This window comes from Nodularia harveyana UHCC-0300 (assembly GCF_034931085.1).
Taxonomy (GTDB): domain Bacteria; phylum Cyanobacteriota; class Cyanobacteriia; order Cyanobacteriales; family Nostocaceae; genus Nodularia; species Nodularia harveyana.
This window is the reverse complement of record NZ_JAYGHG010000016.1, coordinates 47021-66394: the sequence shown is the minus strand read 5'-3', so window position 1 is coordinate 66394 and position 19374 is coordinate 47021. Positions and strand designations below refer to the sequence as shown.

Here is a 19374-nt window from a genome sequence, read left to right as displayed (position 1 = left end):
ATAGTAAACCTACCCATCATTGGGGGAATTTTGAAATCACATTCATTGATCCAAATTTCCCCTCTCGTTGGCAAGCTGATATTAGTCTTTGTGATGGCGATCCTGTTATGACTCTTAATGGTACACCTGTCACACAGTAATCACCACCCTCAAAGTCTAAGTAGCTCAGAATCCAAACCTTCAGATTTTAGAGCGTAATTATGGACAGTCCCAAATAGATAGTGCAGCTTTATCAAGGAATTGTTATGGAGTTTTGCACAAATTTCTACCAGTAGAGACGTTCCCTGGAACGCCTCTATAAATCTAGGTTTCAGTAATACCTAAGCACTGAAGTACTTAGCTACAGGGTGATAAGCAATAATCGCCGTTGTCGATTGTTCTGGATAAATCTGCTCACTTTCATCCATATACAGATTAATTCTGTTAGTCTGCAACAACTCCAACTGCTTGTACTGATCCTGAATATTCGGACAAGCAGGATAGCCAAAACTATACCGCGAACCTTGATAACGCTGCGCCAACATATCCCGAATATTATCCGGTTCATCAGCAGCAAAACCCAATTCCCGGCGAATCCTGGCGTGAGTCCATTCCGCCAAAGCCTCAGCTACCTGCACCGCCAAACCGTGGAAATACAGGTAATCAGTGTATTGATTATCAGCAAATAACTTTTGAGCAAACTCCGTGGCAATTTCCCCCACAGTCACCGCCTGCATCGGGAACACATCAATTACCCCCGAATCCTTGGGCGCAAAGTAATCTGCAATACACAACCTCCTCAAAGACCTCTGCCGAGGAAACTCAAAACTGGTTCTGATCTCTGCGTTCTCTGCGCCTGGGTGGTTTGGATCATAAATATACAAAGTATTCCCCTCAGACTGACAGGGGAAATACCCGTAAATTACCTGGGGATGCAAGAGATTCTCCTTAATAACTCTTTGCTTCCAAGTCTCCAAAATCGGATAAACCGTCTCAGCCAAGAAAGCCTGATACTCCTCCTTAGACTGTTCCTTTGGCTTGCGGAATTGCCATTGTCCAGCAATCAAAGCTTGCAAATCCAAATGCCAAAGTATTTCCTCAATGGGAATATCGCTAGGCTTTAATAGCTGAGTTCCCCAGAAAGGCGGTGTGGGACGTTGGATATCTACAGCTACAGCTTCGGAACGGCGAGTATCAATGGGGGCTGGAGATTGGGGAGTGGAGGCTTCTTCCTTCACTACTGGTGATGTTTCACTAGTAATTTCGGCTTCTTCTGCCACTTCATCCAAAAATCCCTGGAAATCATCCCAGTTATCACCAGCCTTCGCCGGCATTAATTTATCCATGAAGTGTAAATCCGAAAAAGCATCCTTACCATAAACCACCTTACCCTTATAGGTGTTTTGGCAATCTTGATGCACAAACTTAGGCGTTAGCGCCGCACCACCTAAAATTACAGGAACACTAATTCCCTTTTCGTTAAATGTCTCCAAATTGTCTTTCATAAAGGCGGTGGACTTCACCAACAACCCACTCATGGCAATACAATCAGGTTTGTACTGTTCGTAGGCTTGGATAATATTTTCCACTGGCTGCTTAATGCCCAGGTTAATCACCTTGTAGCCATTGTTAGTTAAGATAATATCCACCAAGTTTTTACCAATATCATGGACATCACCTTTAACGGTGGCAATGATAAAGATTCCCTTGCCATTGTTGTCAGTTTCTGACTTTTCCATGAATGGTTCCAGATATGCAACCGCCGTTTTCATGGTTTCCGCAGACTGCAATACAAAGGGTAGTTGCATTTGTCCTGAACCAAATAATTCCCCGACTACTTTCATGCCATCCAACAGGAAGGTATTGATAATCTGTAAGGGGGGATATTGTTCTAAAGCCTGTGTCAGGAGTTTTTCTAAACCAATGCGTTCGCCGTCGATGATATGGCGCTTGAGGCGTTCTTCTAGGGGTAGACTTTCATCAACACCTTTATCGCGTTTGGTGGTTACCCCTTCAAATAAGGTGGTAAGTTCTCCTAAAGGATCATAAACGCAGACATCACCATCAAATTTGCGCCTGTCATAAATGAGGTCGAGACAAACTTTTTGATACTTGTCTTCAATTTTAGATAAGGGTAAAATTTTGTTAGCACTGACAATGGCGGCATCCATTCCGGCTGTTGTTGCTTCATGCAAAAACATGGAGTTGAGTACAACTCGTGATGCGGGGTTCAAACCAAAGGAAATATTAGATACACCCAAAATTACATGACATCCGGGTAATTCCTGGCGAATCCGCCGAATTGACTCAATGGTGGCTTTACCATTGGCGCGGTCTTCTTCAATGCCTGTAGAAATCGGTAGGGCTAAGGTATCAAAGAATATTTCTGTGGCAGGGATACCATGTTCTACGGCTTGACGATAGGCGCGTTGGGCAATTTGAAACTTTTTCTCGGCTGTCCTTGCCATACCATCTTCGTCGATAGTCCCAATGATTATGCCAGCGCCGTATTTTTTAGCTAAATCCAGCACTTTCAGAAAACGTGGTTCGCCGTCTTCGTAGTTGGTAGAGTTCAGTAAACATTTACCACCGGCTACCTTTAAACCCGCCTCCATTTTCTCCCATTCTGTGGAGTCCAGCATTAAGGGCAGTGTGACATTATTGACAATGCGCGAAACCAGTTCGTGCATATCGCGTACACCGTCCCGTCCCACATAATCGACGTTGACATCTAGGATGTGTGCGCCTTCTTTGACTTGCGCCCTGGCCATGGACACTAAGCCATCCCAGTCTTCTGCATTCAGCAAATCGCGGCACTTTTTAGAACCACTAGCGTTGAGACGTTCACCGACAATTAAGAAGGAGTTATCTTGGTCGTAAGGTTGAGTGGAATAAATTGATGCTGCGGCTGGTTCTAAACTATGCTGTCTGACTTTTGGCTTCAGAGTTCTAGAAATTTCTGCTAGTTGTTGAATGTGTTCTGGACGTGTCCCACAGCAACCCCCAATCACTTGGACACCTAAATCTTCAACAAAGTGCATTAACGCCATGCGTAATTCCATTGGTGTCAGGCGGTAATGTGCTTGTCCGCCGACGTTCTCTGGTAAACCTGCGTTGGGTATACAAGAGACAATGAATGGTGAATGTTCGGACAGATACTTGATATGTGGTTTCATCAAGTCTGGACCTGTGGCACAGTTTAAACCGAGTATATCTATGGGATATGGTGCCAATATTGTCAGGACAGCGCTAATTTCTGAACCGACAAGCATTGTACCCATGCTTTCCATCGTTACGGAAACCATTAAGGGGCGGCGTTCCCCTTTTTTGGCAAAAACTTCTTCAATACCATTCAAGGCGGCTTTAATTTGCAGTACGTCTTGGCAAGTTTCTACGAGGAATAAATCCACACCACCATCAAATAGGGCTTCGGCTTGTTCGGCGAAGTTGGTTTTGAGGGTATCAAAGTCAATGTGTCCCAAGGTGGGAAGTTTGGTTGTGGGTCCGAGGGAACCGGCGACAAATCGGGGTTTTTCTGGGGTAGAAAATTCGGCGGCGACGCGCTTGGCTATTTCTACGGCTTTTTTGTTGAGATAATAGGTCTGGTCTTCTAGGTCATATTCTGCTAAAACGATGGATGTCGCGCCAAAGGTGTCTGTTTCGATGACATCAGCGCCGGCGGCGAGAAAGTCTCGGTGAACTTTGGCTACGGCTTCGGGGTTGGTATGGACAAGGTATTCGTTGCAACCTTCGTATTGTGGACCGCCGAAATCTGCCGCAGTTAGGTTTTGGGTTTGCAGGTTGGTTCCCATTGCACCGTCAAAGACGAGAACTGGGCGATTTGGACTATGTAGATGTTCTAGGAATGGATGAGTCATATTTTCCTACATCGGTGTTGTAGTGTTCTATTTTATTATTTTCCCAAATTGTCTGCGTTTTATGAGGGTTTGGTGGATTTGTTTCACGCAGAGGAGCCAGTGCGGTCTTGGGGGTTTCCCCCATGAGCAACTGGCGTACGCAGAGGCGCGGAGAGGAGGAGTTGAGAAGAGATTATTTGAATATTAAATCTAAGCGCTGTTGGGTGATTTTTAGGGCTTCTGTTGGGGTGTTTTGACTGAGCAATACTGATTCTATGGCTCGGCCTAGGCTGTCGGAGATCCGATTATAACCGGGAAAGATGGGACGCGATCGCCCGTGTTCGGCTTGGTCTAAAAATACTTGCACTGGAGGCAGTTCTTTGACAAATTGCTGATATTGTGCATCTTGGCGAGATTTCAAGTTGATTGGTAGGTAGCCAGTTCCTAATGCTAATTCTGTCTGAAAGTCTGCACTCATGGCATACTCGGCAAAGGTAAAGGCGGCTTGTTCTCGTTCTGGTGTACTTTTGAACAAAAATAAGTTCTCTCCGCCGATACTGGTGGCGGGTTGTTCATTAACGGGTATGGGAAAAACGTCAAAGTCTACACCACTATCGGTAAATTCTCCCAGACTCCAGGGGCCTGTGACTTGCATGGCGACGTTACCGGCAATTAAATCACCTGTTTCATAGCCTCTTTCTGGGCTAGATAAAAGAGCGGAACCATCGTTAATTAGATTACGCCAAAATTCTAAGGCGGCGATCGCACCGGAATTATCTTGTAACATTACCCCAGATGCATTCTGTGCTTCCCCATTCAGCAATTCGCCACCGCTACTCCACATAAATGGTAGCCAGGTAAAGACTGTAAATTCTCCTTTACCTAATGGCAAAAACATCCCATATTGATCTATGCTGCCATCGTTGTTGGTATCACGAGTTAATTTTTGGGCAACTTCCCGAAACTCTACCCAAGTTCTGGGTAATTCGGTAATTCCGGCGGCTTTAAACAAACTAGGACGGTAATATACAGCGACATTATTGGTCGCAAATGGTACAGACCAAATTTTCCCCTGGTATTCCATTGATTCAAATAAAGCCGGGTCAATTTCGGCTTTGACTGGGGAATTATCTAGCTTTTCATCTAAAGGAATTAAAGCTTGTAGTTCCACTAACTGCCCGGCAATGGTGGGGTTATACCATAATAAATCCGGCGGGGCATTACCGACGACTGCGGCTAAAATTTTCGGCGTTTGCTGGTCTTGTTGTCCAGCATAAAGAGATTCTACTTGAATTTGCGGATGAGTTTGATTAAATTTATCTACAAGCTTTTGTAAAACATCTCGGTTTGATGGTGGATTTACACCTTGCCATAAAGTCAGATGAATTACATCTGTTTGTGCTGTGCGTATGGTCTGACATCCACTTAAAGCTAGTATGCCTACTACCACTAACAGGAATAAACTTCTCAAGTAGTACTGCACGTTCTTTCTTTTTCTCCTGAATTTCTGGGGTATGAAAAAAAGCCGTGCATAACGTTTCATCAGGTATCGCACAATTGAGGTAATTTTTACACAGTTCAAGAGGCTATCCTTTACATCTCGGCAAAAACTACATATATCCTAAACTTTTAAGTAAGTGTTAATCATTTTAGATTATGGCAGGACATAGTAAATGGGCGAATATTAAACGCCAGAAGGCGGTAGTAGATGCCAAAAAGGGCAAGACTTTCGCCCAGTTATCTAGAGCAATTATTATTGCTGCTAGAAGTGGTGTACCAGACCCCAGCTTAAATTTTCAGTTACGTACAGCTATTGATAAGGCAAAGGCGGCGGATATTCCTAATGATAATATTGAACGGGCGATCGCTAAAGGTGCGGGAACTTTTGGCGGTGATGGTGCTAATTTTGAAGCTATTCGCTACGAGGGTTATGGTCCCGGTGGTGTAGCTATTTTAATTGAAGCCCTGACAGATAATCGTAATCGCACGGCGGCTGATTTACGTGGGGCTTTTAGTAAATGTGGTGGGAACCTGGGTGAAACTGGTTGCGTTAGCTGGATGTTTGACCAAAAGGGTGTGTGTGTGGTTTCAGGAGTGAATGATGAAGACCAGCTTTTGGAAGCATCTCTAGAAGGTGGGGCTGAGTTTTATGAGATGACTGAGGATGATATGGCTGAGGTGTTTACTGAGATGTCAAATTTAGAGGTTCTCAGTCAAATACTTAAGGATAGTGGTTTTCAGGTGGATGATGTGGAGTTACGCTGGATTCCTAGTAATTATATTGAGATTGTTGATTCTGAGCAAGGGCGATCGCTCCTCAAGTTAATTGATTCTCTGGAGGGGTTGGATGATGTCCAGAATGTGACTGCTAATTTTGATATGTCGGATAGTGTTTTGGAGTTGTTGGTTTAGGAGGAATGAACCACGTTGGCGCTAGCCTCTCCCTTTGGGAGAAGGACGCAAAGTACACGAAGGAAGAGGGAAGAAGGAAGGTAATATTACAAATTACGAACTACGAATTACGAATTACGAACTACGAACTACGAATTACGAACTACGAATTACGAATTATTTATATCCCGCAGCTTGCAAATAAAACAATTCTGCGTAACGTCCCCCGGTTTGTAATAATTCTTCGTGGGTTCCCTGTTCTGCAACTTTACCGTTTTCGATAACTACTATTTTGTCAGCCATTCTGACTGTGGAAAAGCGGTGAGAAATTAAAAAGACCATCTGATTTTTAGTCAGGGTGCGAAAATGATTGAATATGTCGAATTCGGCTTGAGCATCCATTGCTGATGTTGGTTCGTCTAATACTAAAATATCGGCTTTTGTTCGCATAAAGGCGCGGGCGAGGGCAATTTTTTGCCACTGTCCCCCGGAAAGTTCTTGTCCACTTTTGAACCAACGCCCTAATTGGGTTTGAAAGTTTTGGGGTAATTTCTCTATGAATGGTTGCGCCATGCCTTTTTCGGCGGCTATTTCCCAGTGCTGTTGATTTTCTAAGTTGTTTACGTCGCCTACGCCAATATTTTCGCCGACGGTGAATTGGTAACGCACAAAGTTCTGAAAAATTACTCCTATACGTTGACGCAATATATCTACGTCCCATTCTTGCAAGTCTAAGCCGTCTAAATAAATTCTTCCTGCATCTGGGGTGTAAAGTCGGGTGAGTAATTTAATTAAGGTGGTTTTACCGGAACCGTTTTCACCGACAAGGGCTAGTTTTTCTCCCGGTTTTAAATGTAGGGAAATGTTTGTTAATGCCGGTTGGGTACTTCCAGGATAAGTAAATGATACGTTCTCAAAGCGGATACCATCTTCAGAGTTTATTCCTCTGATAGCATTACCCCAGGATTTTGGAACTTCTTCTTCTAGAAAATCGTAGAGGTTGGATAAATATAAGTTGTCTTCATACATTCCGCCTATGGAGGTGAGGACATTAGAAAATGTTGACTGTCCTTGGCGAAAGACGGTGAGATACATGGTCATATCTCCTAAAGAAATTCTTCCCATCGCTGTTTCAATGACAATCCAAGCGTAAGCTAGGTAAAAAGCAGATGTACTCACTAAACTTAGCAAATATCCCCACAAACCCCGCCGCAAGGTCAAATCTCTATCTTGTCCATATAGTTGACGAAAGAGATTGCGGTAACGTTCTAGTAGGGTTTCTCCTAGTTGGTAGAGTTTGACTTCTGTGGCATAGTCTTCTCTGGCGAGTAAATTTTCTATGTAATGCTGCTGGCGGGTTTCTGGGGCGCGCCAACTAAATAACCGAAAGGCTTGACCCGCAAATTTAGTTTCGCCAATAAAGGCGGGCATGGCTGCTAAAATTAATACTATGACTGCCCAGGCGGAAAGATTTACCAATAAAATACCGTAGGTAACTAGGGCTAGGGCGTTTTGGACTAAGCCAAAGGTGCGATTTACTAAGGAAAGGGGACGGACTGAGGCTTCTCGGCGGGCGTTTGTGAGTTTGTCATAAAATTCGGAATCTTCAAATTGGCGCAAGTCTAGGGTGAGGGCTTTTTCTAATATCAGTACATTTACTTTTTGTCCTAGTAATACTCGTAACAATGACTGACAAATAGAAATGCCTCGTTGACTACCTGCGAGAAGTGCGATCGCCACTGCTTCTAACCCGACATATAATAAGGGTTGGGTAATATTCCCATCACCAACTTCAGCAGCCAAAACTACCCCATCCACAATTAACTTCCCAATATAGGCGATCGCAGCTGGTAAAAGACCCGCCACTAAAGTTAAAGTAGCAAGAATAATCGTCAAAATCTGGCTAGTATTCCATACCAAACTCATAGCCCTTCCGCTATAGCGAAACACAGCCAATGACTGGCGCAGAGTATTTCCTATCTTCTTCATTCTGATTTTTATAAAAGTATAAAATTATGCAAATTTGGCAAGTTGACTTTTATCGTAGTCCCGTACAGGATACATCTGGACAAATTCTATGGGAATTGTTGATTTGTGATGCAACTCGTAGTTTTGAATACACAGCCACCTGTCCCCAGTCCGCTGCAAATTCTGATTGGGTTGGGACTCAAATTCAGCTAGCCGCTAGTCATAAATTACCAGATATCATTGAGGTATTTCGCCCCCAGTCTTTGAGTTTAATTCAAGCAGCCGCCAGTAAATTAAATATTCATGTTCAACCCACCCGCCAGACTTTAGCGTTAAAACAGTGGTTACAAGATAAGCAATATCCCTTAGCCCTAGATAAACCAGCCCCAACACCATTACCCGAAAACCTCTGGGGAGAACAGTGGCGGTTTGCGACACTCCCCGCAGGTGAACTTATAGATGTGTTTGCCGAACGCCCGATACCGATTTTATCTATACCAGAATCTTTGCAACCGATCAATCTGGGTTTAGCTTCCACAGTCTCGGTTCCCGGTGTAATTATCTATGGTGGCAGACAATCTCTGCGTTTAGCTAAATGGTTGGAAGCAGCACATCCAGTTGCGTTAAATTACATACCCGGCGAGCCAAATGGTTTAATATTAGAAGCTGGTTTAGTAGAGAGATGGGTCGTGGCGACCTTTGAAGATGCAGATGTGGCTGCGGTTGGGAAAAATTACCAACAGCGCCAACAACAAAGCCGAGGATTACACTTTTTGCTAGTCCAACCCGATGATTCCGGAATGACTTCTACAGGCTTTTGGTTATTACAGACAGAAAAATAGGTTACAGATTTTTTATCTCACAAATTCCTCAATTTTTTCTGTTTTTGGTTGACCATAAGACAACATTTTTACTAACACTTGTTCCGCAACAGCTTTAACTACATTAATGCTTACCGAATTTCCAAGTTGGTGGTAAGCTTTATCATCATTGGGATGAAGTGAAAAACTATCTGGAAAACCTTGTAACCTTGCTGCTTCACGGGGAGTTAGTCGTCGCACTCGCTGATTATGATACACCCCTAACCTATTTGCATCACTGGCAACTAAGGTTACTGAAATTTTATTTGGATCTACGAATTTATAAACTTCAAATGAAAAATTACCAGATAAAGGTTTGTACTTTCCATTAATCAGTTTAAGATATTTTTTAGCAACTAGTGAGTCTAACACTTCTCGAAGATTAGGATAATCACAAAAACTAGCTATTTGTTCCTGAGTTAATAACTTACCATCTTGTTCTTTACCAAATTCCTTATTCCGTCTTTTTAATATGAAACGGTTCATCAATGCAATTTCTTCTCCACTACATTCACCACGCAGTCCTAATTCCCAAGAATGAATAGAGTTTCCTCCGCGATAATCAATTAGTCTCACGCCATGCAAGCGATTTAAATCATTGTTAAATATCCGTTTTAAAGCATTAATAAATGCTGGAGAACAATCATATTTACTACTAGGATTATTTTCTAAAATATCAACAACAGTTGCAGGTGGTTTTGGTTTATGAAACAAAGACATTTGTTGCGGATTATAAGTATGGGAATCTTTCGGTCCCACATCTGACATCAAATCAAACGCAGGTGTGGCATTTAGAATACCTATTAAATAGATTCGGACACGGTTTTGTGGTAAACCAAAGTTTGCGCTATTGAGCAAAAAAGCATCAAAGCTGTAACCTCTTTTTTTAATTTCGTGTTTAATAGTTGCTAGAGTTTTACCTTGGTCATGACTATAAATTCCTCGGACATTTTCAAAAATAAAAGCTTGTGGTTTATATGTATCAAGTAACCTAGTAATTTCAAAAAATAGTGTACCTCGTGTATCGCCAAAACCTTCTTTTTTCCCAGCATGAGAAAATGATTGACAGGGAAAACCAGCTAATAAAATTTCATGTTCTGGCAGTTTATCTATCAATCGGACATCACCTAATGACTTATGATTGAAGTTAGTTTCATAAACGAATTGAGCATCTGTATTGATTTCACTACTTAAAACACATTCACTTTCTATATTTAAGGAATTAGCTGCTTGTTCAAAGGCTAATCTAATTCCGCCTATTCCTGAAAATAAGTCAACGAACCTAATTTTTTGCATCTTTTAAATTATTTATTATGTAAGTTTATTCTTTAAACATTAAACCCATTTATTAATCTAGAAAATAGTCGTTTAAAAAATCACAAAATACATCAAGTTCCTCACGAGAAAATGCCACTGTACAATGACTATATGAACAAATTATCCTGAGAGCGTTTTCTCGCTGAAAGTTACCAGCACCATCGAGGACATAACCTATTTTATATCCAAGTGTTTCAATTTGCTCAAACCGCGATTTTGCTTGTCCTGCTTTTCGCTCAATCACACTATTTGTAGTTACTTGAAAGCTGATTTCTATAGCTACATACTTATTCTCTTTAGAAAGTACAATATCAAATGTTGTCGGATTATGATCTTCAGTATGACTTATTCCTGGTATCTGTCCATTTGCTTTTATATTAACATTTGGAAGATTAAGGTGATTTTCTAAATATTCTTTTACAAAAGTTTGAGTAATTTGTCCTAAACTATTTGATTGGGAACCAGCAGTAATCCGACTAACCCATATATATCTTTGTTTAATAAATTGTTGTAGTTTATCTGTTCTACCTATGTAGTTACCAATTTCACATTTTACTAGGATTTCTGAAACTTTTTCGTTTGTCGAATTACTACCAAACAAAATCAAAGCTATGATGTCTTTGTGCAATTGGGAAAGAGGTTGGTCTTCCAGGATTTTTTTGCCAGTTATACCAAGTTTAGTATTGTTGAGTTGACCCTGGACAGGCAAAACTTTAAAACTATAAGAGTAACTTGCTGTATCCCATAAATAGTCTAACTTTCTAGCCGGAAATATTGATTCAAACTGACTATTTAATCGGTGAATCATTTCACCCCCAAAATCAGCTAAAACAAGCAAATGTTTCAAAAATAGATTTGCTGGGAGGCTAGAAGATTCAATAATTTGAAATATTCCGTCTAAATTAGATACACTAACACTCAAAATAGCAATAAATTGGTCTTGCGTTTCTATAAGTTTGGGAATTACACTCAGTTCGGCTTCTTGTTTTGATAACTCTGAAGGCCAAAACATAGAGGCTAACTTACGTAAATCCTCAACATTTCTCTGATAAACTGGATTCAACATAATCAATGTGTTATGCTAATAGGCTGATTGGCTAACCCGAAGCTACTGCTGTTTCTTTCCATGAAACAGTTAGTTAATGATTTCTCTTTAATCATAATCACTGTCTTCGAGAGTCAAGATTATTACTGCGTATTAAAATTGACTATTAAAATTTTAGTATAGTTACTCAACCTGACCAGACATAAACTATGGTTTGAGCTTAACCAATACCATTATTACTGGGATTTAACCCGTGCTTGCTTGACCATTGCAATCAGAGTTTGGTGAGCATCTTCTGAGTCTACTAAAACATGATCAAATTCAATCCGCACTGGCACAGTTTCTGTATTTACCTGTGCTGTCAAATTCATTCCCTCAGCGTCAATTGATAGCATTTCTGCGCTGGTCGCATCTGTAATTCCCCCAAAAGCCTGGGCATAAAGAACTACTGCACTAGCATGATCTTCGTTCATGTGTGTACAAATGCGTGAGCTAATTTCAGCAGAGAAGTTATCAGGCATGGTATTATTAGAGACCAATTATGCAAGTGTTAGCACAATTTTACGCTAATTTGTCCAAAATTTGCAGGTGGGGAAATTATCACCAAAAACTTCCGTATCTAAACCGGATGATTTCACAACTAAAGTAAAAATTAAATTAAGATCAAAGTAAAATTTGTCAAATGCCGTTTATGTCTCTTTGCGGAAATTCAGCAACTGCAAGTGTAGCCCAACTATTCAAGCTAAAAGCCGATGCTCGAAACTAGTCAACGTCGAATTGTGATTGGGGATGTCCATGGTCATTATGAAGGTTTGATGAAACTGATGGAGGCGATCGCCCCCGGATCAGAAGATCAAGTATATTTTTTGGGAGACTTAATTGATCGTGGCCCTAAAAGCTCAGATGTAATTGATTTTGTCAAAGATAATAATTATTGGTGTCTGCTGGGAAATCATGAGCAGATGTTGTTAAAGGTTGTGACTGACAATAAGCTTTCTACACCGGCGATGCAAGCATGGCTGTATACTGGAGGGCAAGCAACTTTAGCTAGTTATAAGGACGCTTCTATTCCTCAAGAACATCTGGAGTGGCTGAAAACTTTGCCCCTGTACCTGGATTTGGGAGATTTTTGGTTAACTCATGCTGGCGTTGATCCTCGGATACCCTTAGCAGAGCAAACTGCCAAGCAATTTTGCTGGATACGTGATGAATTCCATAGCATCGAGAAACCATACTTTTCTGATAAGACGATAATCATCGGACATACTATTACTTTTACCTTCCCTGGCGTTCCTCCTGGGATGTTGGTACAAGGTCAAGGATGGCTAGATATAGATACTGGCGCTTATCATATCCGTAGTGGCTGGTTAACTGGATTGGATATTACAAATAACTTAATTTATCAAGTCAATGTTTTTACTAATGCTATCCGCTCTTTACCCTTAGCTGAAGGGGTGGTGATGGTGAAGCCGCCGAAAAGAGCAGCTCGCGGCGATAAACAGCGAGCATAGCTAATGGTTGGCATTTCAGCTAAAGTATGGGGCGGATGTTAGCTCGATAAGCTACATTATCTAACCCATCACGCTGATTGCTAGCTTGGGCATTAATCGCACTTTGGAGGGCATTAATGCGATCGCCTGTACCGGGGTGAGTACTTAAAAATGTCGGCATAGAACCACCTTTTTGCATCAACTTCCGCATAAAGGAAACCATACCCGCCGGTGCATAACCAGCCTCTGTCAACGTTCTCAATCCTCGATTATCCGCATCAAATTCATCTTTACGGCTGCGGGGACGATTGAGAGCCAATTCTAAACCAATTCCTACAGCTGCATTGCGATCTAAACCTGCGGCAGAAGTTACACCATTAGCCAGCGCTCTTTGCCGCATCTGTTGTACTAAGTGTTTACCAGTAATGTGACCAATTTCATGGGCGATCACGCTAGCTAATTCCGCTTCATTTTCTGCGGCTTTCATCAAACCTGTGTGGACATAGACATAACCCCCCAAAGTCGCAAAGGCATTAATACTATCATCCTCAACGACTTGGAAGGTAAAGGGAAGATCGGGGCGATCGCTATTAGCTACCAAGCGCTGACCAATTTTGTCCACATAGCGATTAATTTGAGAATTGCGGCTAAATTTAATATCACCACTTTGCAACTGCTGATTCATCTGCTTACCCAGATCAACCTCCTGGCGATCCGATAAATTAGACATCTGAATTATCTGTATTCCCTGGAAAAGAAGAGACCGGATATCAAAGGCTTTTCCCGGTAGAGATGTAGTTAGGCACAAACTCACAGCCACTACTACTGAAATTAATGGATGAAACCACTTTCGCCGTAAACTATGATGATTTGCCAAAAAGCTTTTCCAATTCATTGTTATCAGGTTAATAGGTTAAATAATTAGACGTATTTCGATGCTTCTAAGTTGCATTATTGGCTAAAAAAGCACCTTGTATACCAGTATTGTTTTGCTAAATTTACTCCTCACCAGTGATCAACTAAAGCAACTTCTCCTGTTGCTGACAAAACTTATTGCTAAAATCAATTATTCCGCTTATCTCTAGGAAAACTGTGTATGGCTATTTTAGATTCCAAAGGTCGCTTGTTCGGTAAAATTAATCTTCTTGACTTCGGTGCTGTACTAGTTATTCTACTAGTGATGATTGGTATATTTGTTGTTCCGGGACCTAGTGGTTCTGTAGCCCAAGTTGGGAGTACAACCTCACCCATAGAGGTAGATTTAATAGTTCGTGGTCTAAATATCCGCGATCCCGAACGGTTATTTGCTCAAGGATTTACCAAAGGTGGTAAAACTAACGTGATTATCCGCAATCAACCCTACGGACAAATTGGCATTAAATCTATTCAAGTCTTACCTCGTACTTTAACAGTTTCCCAACCTGATGGTTCCGTTAAAGAATTACCAGATCCGAGAGCAAACAACTTTAGTACAGATATGCTGTTAACTCTGGAGGGTAAAGCCCAAGTGACCGACAGTGGACCAGTATTAGGTAATAATAAAGTTAAAATTGGTACAACTTTTGAATTAGAAGGTTTTAACTACAACTTCAATTCTAGCGTTATTGATATTAGAGTCTTAGATAAATAGTTGCAAAGAAAGCTAGCCCCTAAATCCTATTTCTGAGGCTAGCCCTGGGCATTATCAGTTATCAGTTATCAGTCCAGAGAATTAATTGGGTGGAAATCCCTGACTAAATCGGCGTGATCACTGTTCCCTGTTCACTGTTCACTGATCCCTGTTCCCTGATGTAATCCAGCATTGGTAAAAATTGCCGAATTAACCCAATAGTTACAGCTGGGAGTTCCAACTGAGGCGTTAATCCTACATTTTCCACTGGTTGAAAGATTCGGATGGCTTCGGGGTTCTTCTGGGAAAGACGACGACCAATTTCGGGTCCAGTAAATTCTGATTGTTGTCCCCAAATAATTGCAGTGGGAGTTTTCAACTGTTGAATGTATAGAGACAAATCAAAACATAAGTCGCCACGAACAAAAGACAGGGCGGCATATTCAGCATTTGGTTGTTGGGCTGATTCCAGATAAGCGGCCACAATTTCCTCGTATATGCGATTAGGTTGGGCAAATTGCCGTTGTTCTAAAAAATTCCGAATACCTGCACTTGTGGCAATTCCAGTGCTGTAAAGTAACCGATCCAGAATCGGAACGCTAACTATCTGGGCGAAAACGCTGCGGGAGTAGTCTTGACCAAAATCGGATAGTCCGGCTGGTGTGATGAGAATTAGAGATTGAAATAAATCGGGATAGGCGATCGCCACCCGAATTGTCAAAGCCGCAGTTAGAGAAGAAGCGATCACCCTCACAGGCCCTGTACAAGTTTGTTGGAGAAACTCCCGAATCGTCGTCAGATAATCATCAATCGTATAGTTACGGACTGGATGTTCCGACCTACCCCAACCAATTAAATCTGGTGCGAGAATCCGATATTTCGCCGCAAAAGCCGGATAAACTTTCGACCATTCATAAGCAGAAGACCCCCCACCAAAGCCGTGGAGGAATACCAAAGTCTCCTTCTCATCTTGTTCGCTTAAATCCTCCTGCCAAGGTGAGCTAGTAGCAGTATAATAAACCATCTTACCTAGTGAGGTAATTATGGAGCGTTGTGCAAATCCTGGTGGCTGAAACATAAGTATTAATTGAATTTCTGTAATCCTGACTGGAGATAACGGAGAGTTGCTTTCACCCCAAGCACCAACCTGTGGAATGTCAACTTCCGACAATTATAATTATCGGCGAAACCATGATTATGCACCTCTGGCCTCCGTGAGATTAACATTTAACAAATGGCTGTTTCTCTCCCCGGTCCAGTTATTCTTATACATTAGTAATGATTGTAATTAAGTAAGGAAACACTATGGCAAAGGCTTCATTTTCTTGGCAGCAACTGATCAACGAGAGTCCTCACTGGTCGCTTTTAAACAAGACAGGAAGCCCAAAGCATCGCACCTTCAAGCCTTTATCTGGGCCGGGAGGCATTCTGGGCTTTTTCACAGTTATTGTCGCCATGCTGCTGTGGAACTGGAAACTGTTATTGGCACTGATGTTTGGCGTTGGGGTAATGTTATTAGTTTATTCAATGCAAAAATGGGATTGGCAATTGCGCTTATCCCGAATTTATCAGTTTTTAAACAGTCCCAATTCTCGTTTAGCCTTGGCAGTAATTAGTGGTGGTATTGCTACTATTAGCACATACATGGCTGCTGCTATTTGGGTGGATTCCACAAGTTCCTGGATTGCCGCCGGTGCGATCGTGCAAGGTTTGGCAACTTTATTAACTTTAGTTTTATTGATGTGGCAAATTGTCAGTTTTTACGGCAACCAACAGCAGAAAAACTTGGATCAGTTATTGATTAATTTAACGGCAGAAGATCCTTTAAAGCGTTTGATTGCCATTCGACAATTAGCTAAAATAGTCACCAGTCAGCGAGTTGACTCTCAGGTGCAGCAAGATGTTGTGCAGTGCTTGCAACTATTACTCAGTCAAGAACAGGAAACGGTGATCAGAGATGCGGCTTTAGAAAGTTTACAAGCTTGGGATAGCTGGCGATCGCTCCCATCCAGCCAAGTTACAGCTTTCACACCTTTATCGACAAAGTTAAAGGTTCCCATTTCTTAGGGAGTAGGGAAATCTGTTTCTTTCCCCACCTCCTTGGCGATCGCTACTTTTTACCAAAAAAATGGGTTTAAAGCCCCGTCACTTCGACAGGTGTTACAGTGAGCCTGTCGAACTGCTCAGTGCATCGCCTTCTAGGACGGCTTTCTGATATAGTAGTGGGAACAGGCAGGGCATTGTCTGTTGGGCGAGATGGTGTAAGACTGGCTATGCCTGCAACTGTTGTTTGAACCCAGAATCTCCGCACTTTTAGGGCGGGGAGTATGTCAATGTCGGTAAATCTTACCATTCCGCACTTGCACAACTGAGTGATTGCACCGACGCACCAATTGTTCATCGTGGGTAGTCACAATTACAGTTGCGCCAAAGGTATTTAACTTTTGCAGAATCTGCATGATTTGCCAAGAATTATCAGGATCAAGGTTTCCTGTGGGTTCATCAGCCACAAGTAAAGGAGGCGTACCGACAATAGCACGAGCAATGCTGACTCGTTGTTGTTCTCCACCAGAAAGTTGATCGGGAAAACAATCAGCTTTAGTCAGTAAACCTACTAGCCTTAAAGTTGGTTCTAAACGTCGGTGAATTTCCTGACGAGTATACCCTTGAGCTTCTAAAACAAACTTGACATTTTCCGCCACCGTTCGCTGGGGAATCAATTTGTAGTCTTGAAATACAATCCCAATACGTCGCCGTAATCGGGACAGGCGATCGCCCCGCAAAGTCCTGATATTACAGCCATCTACAACTACATCACCTTTTGTTGGTAATTCTTGACCATACAACAGTTTTAATAGAGTTGATTTCCCCGAACCACTTGGCCCTGTGATAAATAAAAATTCTTGCTTTTTGACCTCTAGATTCACATCTAATAAAGCCTCACAGCCATTTCCATAGGTTTTTGTCACCGAGCGCAACTGTACCATTGCAGCTTTAGTGCTACCATGACTTTGATTATTGTCTTCTGCCGTGTTGATAGATTTGTCCGTAGTCTTTGGGGTTATTGATACTGGCATTACGAAAGTTTCCTCACATCCTCAACCAATTGACACTCTTAAAGCCAGATCCCCCAGTGGTATTGGGGAAATTCCACTCGAAAGCTTAGTCATCAAGTCTATATCGCACCCCTAGCTGTAAAACGATAAATAAAAGCTTTCACAGCAAATTGTGGTAAAGCCAACATCCGTCGCCAACGCCAGGGTTCTTGATAAAGCCGATACAACCATTCCAAATTGTTATTTCCTAACCAAGCCGGAGCGCGATTTTTGTTTCCTGACCAAATATCAAAGCTACCACCCACACCAACCCAAATTGCTTGGGGACATAAATCACGGTTTTCGGCAATCCATAACTCTTGACGTGGTACTCCCAAACCCACAAAAATCACTTGTGGTTGCAATTCCATGAGTGTTTGTTTTAATTGTGCCTCCTCTGCCGGAGTATGATAGCCAGCATGACTACCTACTAAATTTAAGGTAGGAATTTCCCTCTGCCAAAATTCTGCGGCTTTTACAGCTATTCCTGGCGCTCCACCATAGAAAAAAACTTTTGTATCTATCTGCTGTTTTCCCAGTTCTTGCAAAAGTTTTTCTGCTAGCTCAATCCCTGGACAACGCTGGACTTTTTGCCAAAAGAGCCATCGTAAATACAGAACTACCCCCGCGCCATCTGGAATTACTAACTCGGCATTTTGAATCACTTCAGCCAGAGTGGGGTTTTGTTCCGCTTGGATAGTCATTTCTGCATTGAGAGTAACTACATGAGTACCTCTGCTTTCTTGCAGGCATTCTAGCAACCAGCCTGGATAGTTACTTGTGACATGAACTGGTATTCCCAGTACCGAAAACACTTGCAGAGGTTTAAACATAGACTATTTTTAATTTTAACTATACCCATATCAGATTCTCTCGACCGCTAGTTTATCAAATTTTTTCAGGGAGCAAAAAACAATTATTTGAACCTAGAGCAAAATGGAAAAATTAGTTACCTGAGATTATCTGACCCATGCCATGAGTCTATTTTGAATCCCCAATTGACTCAATAAAACCAGAGGTAGCTAAAACTACATGGCGATCGCATTTAGTAAGGATTCTAGTTTGTCAAGCCTGTAATTCTGAATATCATTCTGAGAAACCACCTCGGATATTAGTAATTTAATTTCTGCTGACATATTGGATATCCGGTTCCATACAGAAAAAGCGCCATAAATCAAGTACAAAAATGACTGAGACGCGATTGTTGCAATTATTACTAGTGTTGCTATTCGTTGTTAATTTACCATCCCCAACTACCGGGAATACCTTTGAAAGGCCCCGCAATATCACTTGTCACCCAACCACCATAAAAGTTACCGGGTTGCGGTTGCACTTTTTCTCCATCCACATAGCAAGCATCCATGAGATGAGCATAAAAAGCAACATGATCTTTAATAGATGCAAAAGTTGGTGTCGGGTCGGGATAAAACCAAGCCGCATTCTGTGCTTCTTTATCACCAACGCGGATAGTGTAGTAAGCAGCAGCGCCTTTCCACTCGCAAAAACTAGATTTTGGCATCCGTACTAGATGTGACATATTGATGTCATCAGGGGGGATGTAGTAACTCGGTGGATGACTGGTTTCTAAAACCCTTTTGGCATTGTGGGTTTCTGCAATTACGACTTCATTAAAAATGATTTGAATATGTTTACTTGTATCTTCTAGACGAGGAGGACGGGGATAATCCCAAACAGATTCTTGTCCGGGACTAGGGTTAATGCGTTGGGGATAAACCATAATCAATCAAGATGAAAATTTTACA

General features: G+C 41.9%; 16 protein-coding genes. 5 read left to right on the top strand and 11 right to left on the bottom strand.

Going from position 1 to position 19374, the window contains the following annotated elements; translation table 11 throughout:
- Positions 1-320: 320 nt before the first annotated feature.
- Positions 321-3857, bottom strand: a complete 3537-nt coding sequence (gene metH / locus VB620_RS11440; RefSeq protein WP_323196273.1) for a methionine synthase — start codon at positions 3855-3857, stop codon at positions 321-323.
- A gap of 172 nt (positions 3858-4029) precedes the next feature.
- A complete protein-coding gene (locus tag VB620_RS11435) occupies positions 4030-5319 on the bottom strand; it encodes an ABC transporter substrate-binding protein (RefSeq protein ID WP_323196272.1) in 1290 nt (429 codons plus the stop codon).
- A 173-nt stretch (positions 5320-5492) separates the two neighbouring features.
- Between VB620_RS11435 and VB620_RS11430 the strand changes: the two genes are divergently transcribed.
- Positions 5493-6248: a YebC/PmpR family DNA-binding transcriptional regulator gene (locus VB620_RS11430; protein WP_323196271.1), complete on the top strand. Its 756-nt coding sequence runs from the start codon at positions 5493-5495 to the stop codon at positions 6246-6248.
- Positions 6249-6404: 156 nt separating this feature from the next.
- Here the strand turns inward: VB620_RS11430 and VB620_RS11425 are convergent, their stop codons facing one another.
- Positions 6405-8216: an ABC transporter ATP-binding protein gene (locus VB620_RS11425; protein ID WP_407674200.1), complete on the bottom strand. Its 1812-nt coding sequence runs from the start codon at positions 8214-8216 to the stop codon at positions 6405-6407.
- A gap of 26 nt (positions 8217-8242) precedes the next feature.
- Here VB620_RS11425 and VB620_RS11420 point away from each other — a divergent pair, with 26 nt between their 5' ends.
- A complete protein-coding gene (locus VB620_RS11420; RefSeq protein ID WP_407674199.1) occupies positions 8243-9037 on the top strand; it encodes a Tab2/Atab2 family RNA-binding protein in 795 nt (264 codons plus the stop codon).
- Positions 9038-9049: 12 nt separating this feature from the next.
- Here VB620_RS11420 and dcm read toward each other — a convergent pair whose 3' ends face one another.
- The 3 genes from dcm to VB620_RS11405 all read right to left on the bottom strand — a co-directional run bounded on the left by dcm (position 9050) and on the right by VB620_RS11405 (position 11938).
- Positions 9050-10351 carry a DNA (cytosine-5-)-methyltransferase gene (dcm, locus tag VB620_RS11415; RefSeq protein WP_323196270.1) on the bottom strand — a complete coding sequence of 434 codons (1302 nt, stop codon included), beginning with the start codon at positions 10349-10351 and terminating at the stop codon, positions 9050-9052.
- Positions 10352-10403: 52 nt separating this feature from the next.
- Positions 10404-11438 carry a restriction endonuclease gene (locus VB620_RS11410; RefSeq protein WP_323196269.1) on the bottom strand — a complete coding sequence of 345 codons (1035 nt, stop codon included), beginning with the start codon at positions 11436-11438 and terminating at the stop codon, positions 10404-10406.
- A 215-nt stretch (positions 11439-11653) separates the two neighbouring features.
- Complete coding sequence (locus tag VB620_RS11405; protein ID WP_323196268.1) at positions 11654-11938, bottom strand: DUF2470 domain-containing protein; 285 nt, start codon at positions 11936-11938, stop codon at positions 11654-11656.
- Between the two features lie 231 nt (positions 11939-12169).
- Between VB620_RS11405 and VB620_RS11400 the strand changes: the two genes are divergently transcribed.
- Entirely contained in the window at positions 12170-12928 is a 759-nt protein-coding gene (locus VB620_RS11400; protein WP_323196267.1) for a metallophosphoesterase family protein, read from the top strand.
- Between the two features lie 19 nt (positions 12929-12947).
- On the opposite strand, the gene VB620_RS11395 is transcribed toward VB620_RS11400, so the two are convergent.
- Positions 12948-13802 (bottom strand): M48 family metallopeptidase, encoded by an 855-nt coding sequence (locus VB620_RS11395; protein ID WP_323196266.1) that lies wholly within the window; start codon positions 13800-13802, stop codon positions 12948-12950.
- Positions 13803-14003: 201 nt separating this feature from the next.
- Here VB620_RS11395 and VB620_RS11390 point away from each other — a divergent pair, with 201 nt between their 5' ends.
- A complete protein-coding gene (locus VB620_RS11390; protein ID WP_323196265.1) occupies positions 14004-14537 on the top strand; it encodes a DUF4330 domain-containing protein in 534 nt (177 codons plus the stop codon).
- Between the two features lie 103 nt (positions 14538-14640).
- Here VB620_RS11390 and VB620_RS11385 read toward each other — a convergent pair whose 3' ends face one another.
- Positions 14641-15594, bottom strand: a complete 954-nt coding sequence (locus VB620_RS11385) for an alpha/beta fold hydrolase (RefSeq protein ID WP_323196299.1) — start codon at positions 15592-15594, stop codon at positions 14641-14643.
- A gap of 227 nt (positions 15595-15821) precedes the next feature.
- Here VB620_RS11385 and VB620_RS11380 point away from each other — a divergent pair, with 227 nt between their 5' ends.
- Complete coding sequence (locus VB620_RS11380; protein WP_323196264.1) at positions 15822-16583, top strand: armadillo-type fold-containing protein; 762 nt, start codon at positions 15822-15824, stop codon at positions 16581-16583.
- Between the two features lie 263 nt (positions 16584-16846).
- Here VB620_RS11380 and ftsE read toward each other — a convergent pair whose 3' ends face one another.
- The 3 genes from ftsE to VB620_RS11365 form a co-directional block, all read right to left on the bottom strand.
- Positions 16847-17593 (bottom strand): cell division ATP-binding protein FtsE, encoded by a 747-nt coding sequence (ftsE, locus tag VB620_RS11375; RefSeq protein WP_323196263.1) that lies wholly within the window; start codon positions 17591-17593, stop codon positions 16847-16849.
- Between the two features lie 98 nt (positions 17594-17691).
- Positions 17692-18444, bottom strand: a complete 753-nt coding sequence (locus tag VB620_RS11370) for a WecB/TagA/CpsF family glycosyltransferase (protein ID WP_323196262.1) — start codon at positions 18442-18444, stop codon at positions 17692-17694.
- A gap of 407 nt (positions 18445-18851) precedes the next feature.
- Complete coding sequence (locus VB620_RS11365) at positions 18852-19349, bottom strand: DUF427 domain-containing protein (RefSeq protein WP_323196261.1); 498 nt, start codon at positions 19347-19349, stop codon at positions 18852-18854.
- Between the last annotated feature and the right edge of the window lie 25 nt (positions 19350-19374).

Bases quoted from the DNA above. Each gene is read 5' to 3' on its own strand.
- dcm (WP_323196270.1), bottom strand. From the start codon at position 10,351: ATGCAAAAAATTAGGTTCGTTGACTTATTTTCAGGAATAGGCGGAATT.
- VB620_RS11430 (WP_323196271.1), top strand. From the start codon at position 5,493: ATGGCAGGACATAGTAAATGGGCGAATATTAAACGCCAGAAGGCGGTA.
- VB620_RS11420 (WP_407674199.1), top strand. From the start codon at position 8,243: ATGCAAATTTGGCAAGTTGACTTTTATCGTAGTCCCGTACAGGATACA.
- metH (WP_323196273.1), bottom strand. From the start codon at position 3,857: ATGACTCATCCATTCCTAGAACATCTACATAGTCCAAATCGCCCAGTT.
- VB620_RS11365 (WP_323196261.1), bottom strand. From the start codon at position 19,349: ATGGTTTATCCCCAACGCATTAACCCTAGTCCCGGACAAGAATCTGTT.
- VB620_RS11385 (WP_323196299.1), bottom strand. From the start codon at position 15,594: ATGTTTCAGCCACCAGGATTTGCACAACGCTCCATAATTACCTCACTA.
- ftsE (WP_323196263.1), bottom strand. From the start codon at position 17,593: ATGCCAGTATCAATAACCCCAAAGACTACGGACAAATCTATCAACACG.
- VB620_RS11405 (WP_323196268.1), bottom strand. From the start codon at position 11,938: ATGCCTGATAACTTCTCTGCTGAAATTAGCTCACGCATTTGTACACAC.
- VB620_RS11380 (WP_323196264.1), top strand. From the start codon at position 15,822: ATGGCAAAGGCTTCATTTTCTTGGCAGCAACTGATCAACGAGAGTCCT.
- VB620_RS11390 (WP_323196265.1), top strand. From the start codon at position 14,004: ATGGCTATTTTAGATTCCAAAGGTCGCTTGTTCGGTAAAATTAATCTT.
- VB620_RS11425 (WP_407674200.1), bottom strand. From the start codon at position 8,216: ATGAAGAAGATAGGAAATACTCTGCGCCAGTCATTGGCTGTGTTTCGC.
- VB620_RS11395 (WP_323196266.1), bottom strand. From the start codon at position 13,802: ATGAATTGGAAAAGCTTTTTGGCAAATCATCATAGTTTACGGCGAAAG.
- VB620_RS11410 (WP_323196269.1), bottom strand. From the start codon at position 11,438: ATGTTGAATCCAGTTTATCAGAGAAATGTTGAGGATTTACGTAAGTTA.
- VB620_RS11400 (WP_323196267.1), top strand. From the start codon at position 12,170: ATGCTCGAAACTAGTCAACGTCGAATTGTGATTGGGGATGTCCATGGT.
- VB620_RS11370 (WP_323196262.1), bottom strand. From the start codon at position 18,444: ATGTTTAAACCTCTGCAAGTGTTTTCGGTACTGGGAATACCAGTTCAT.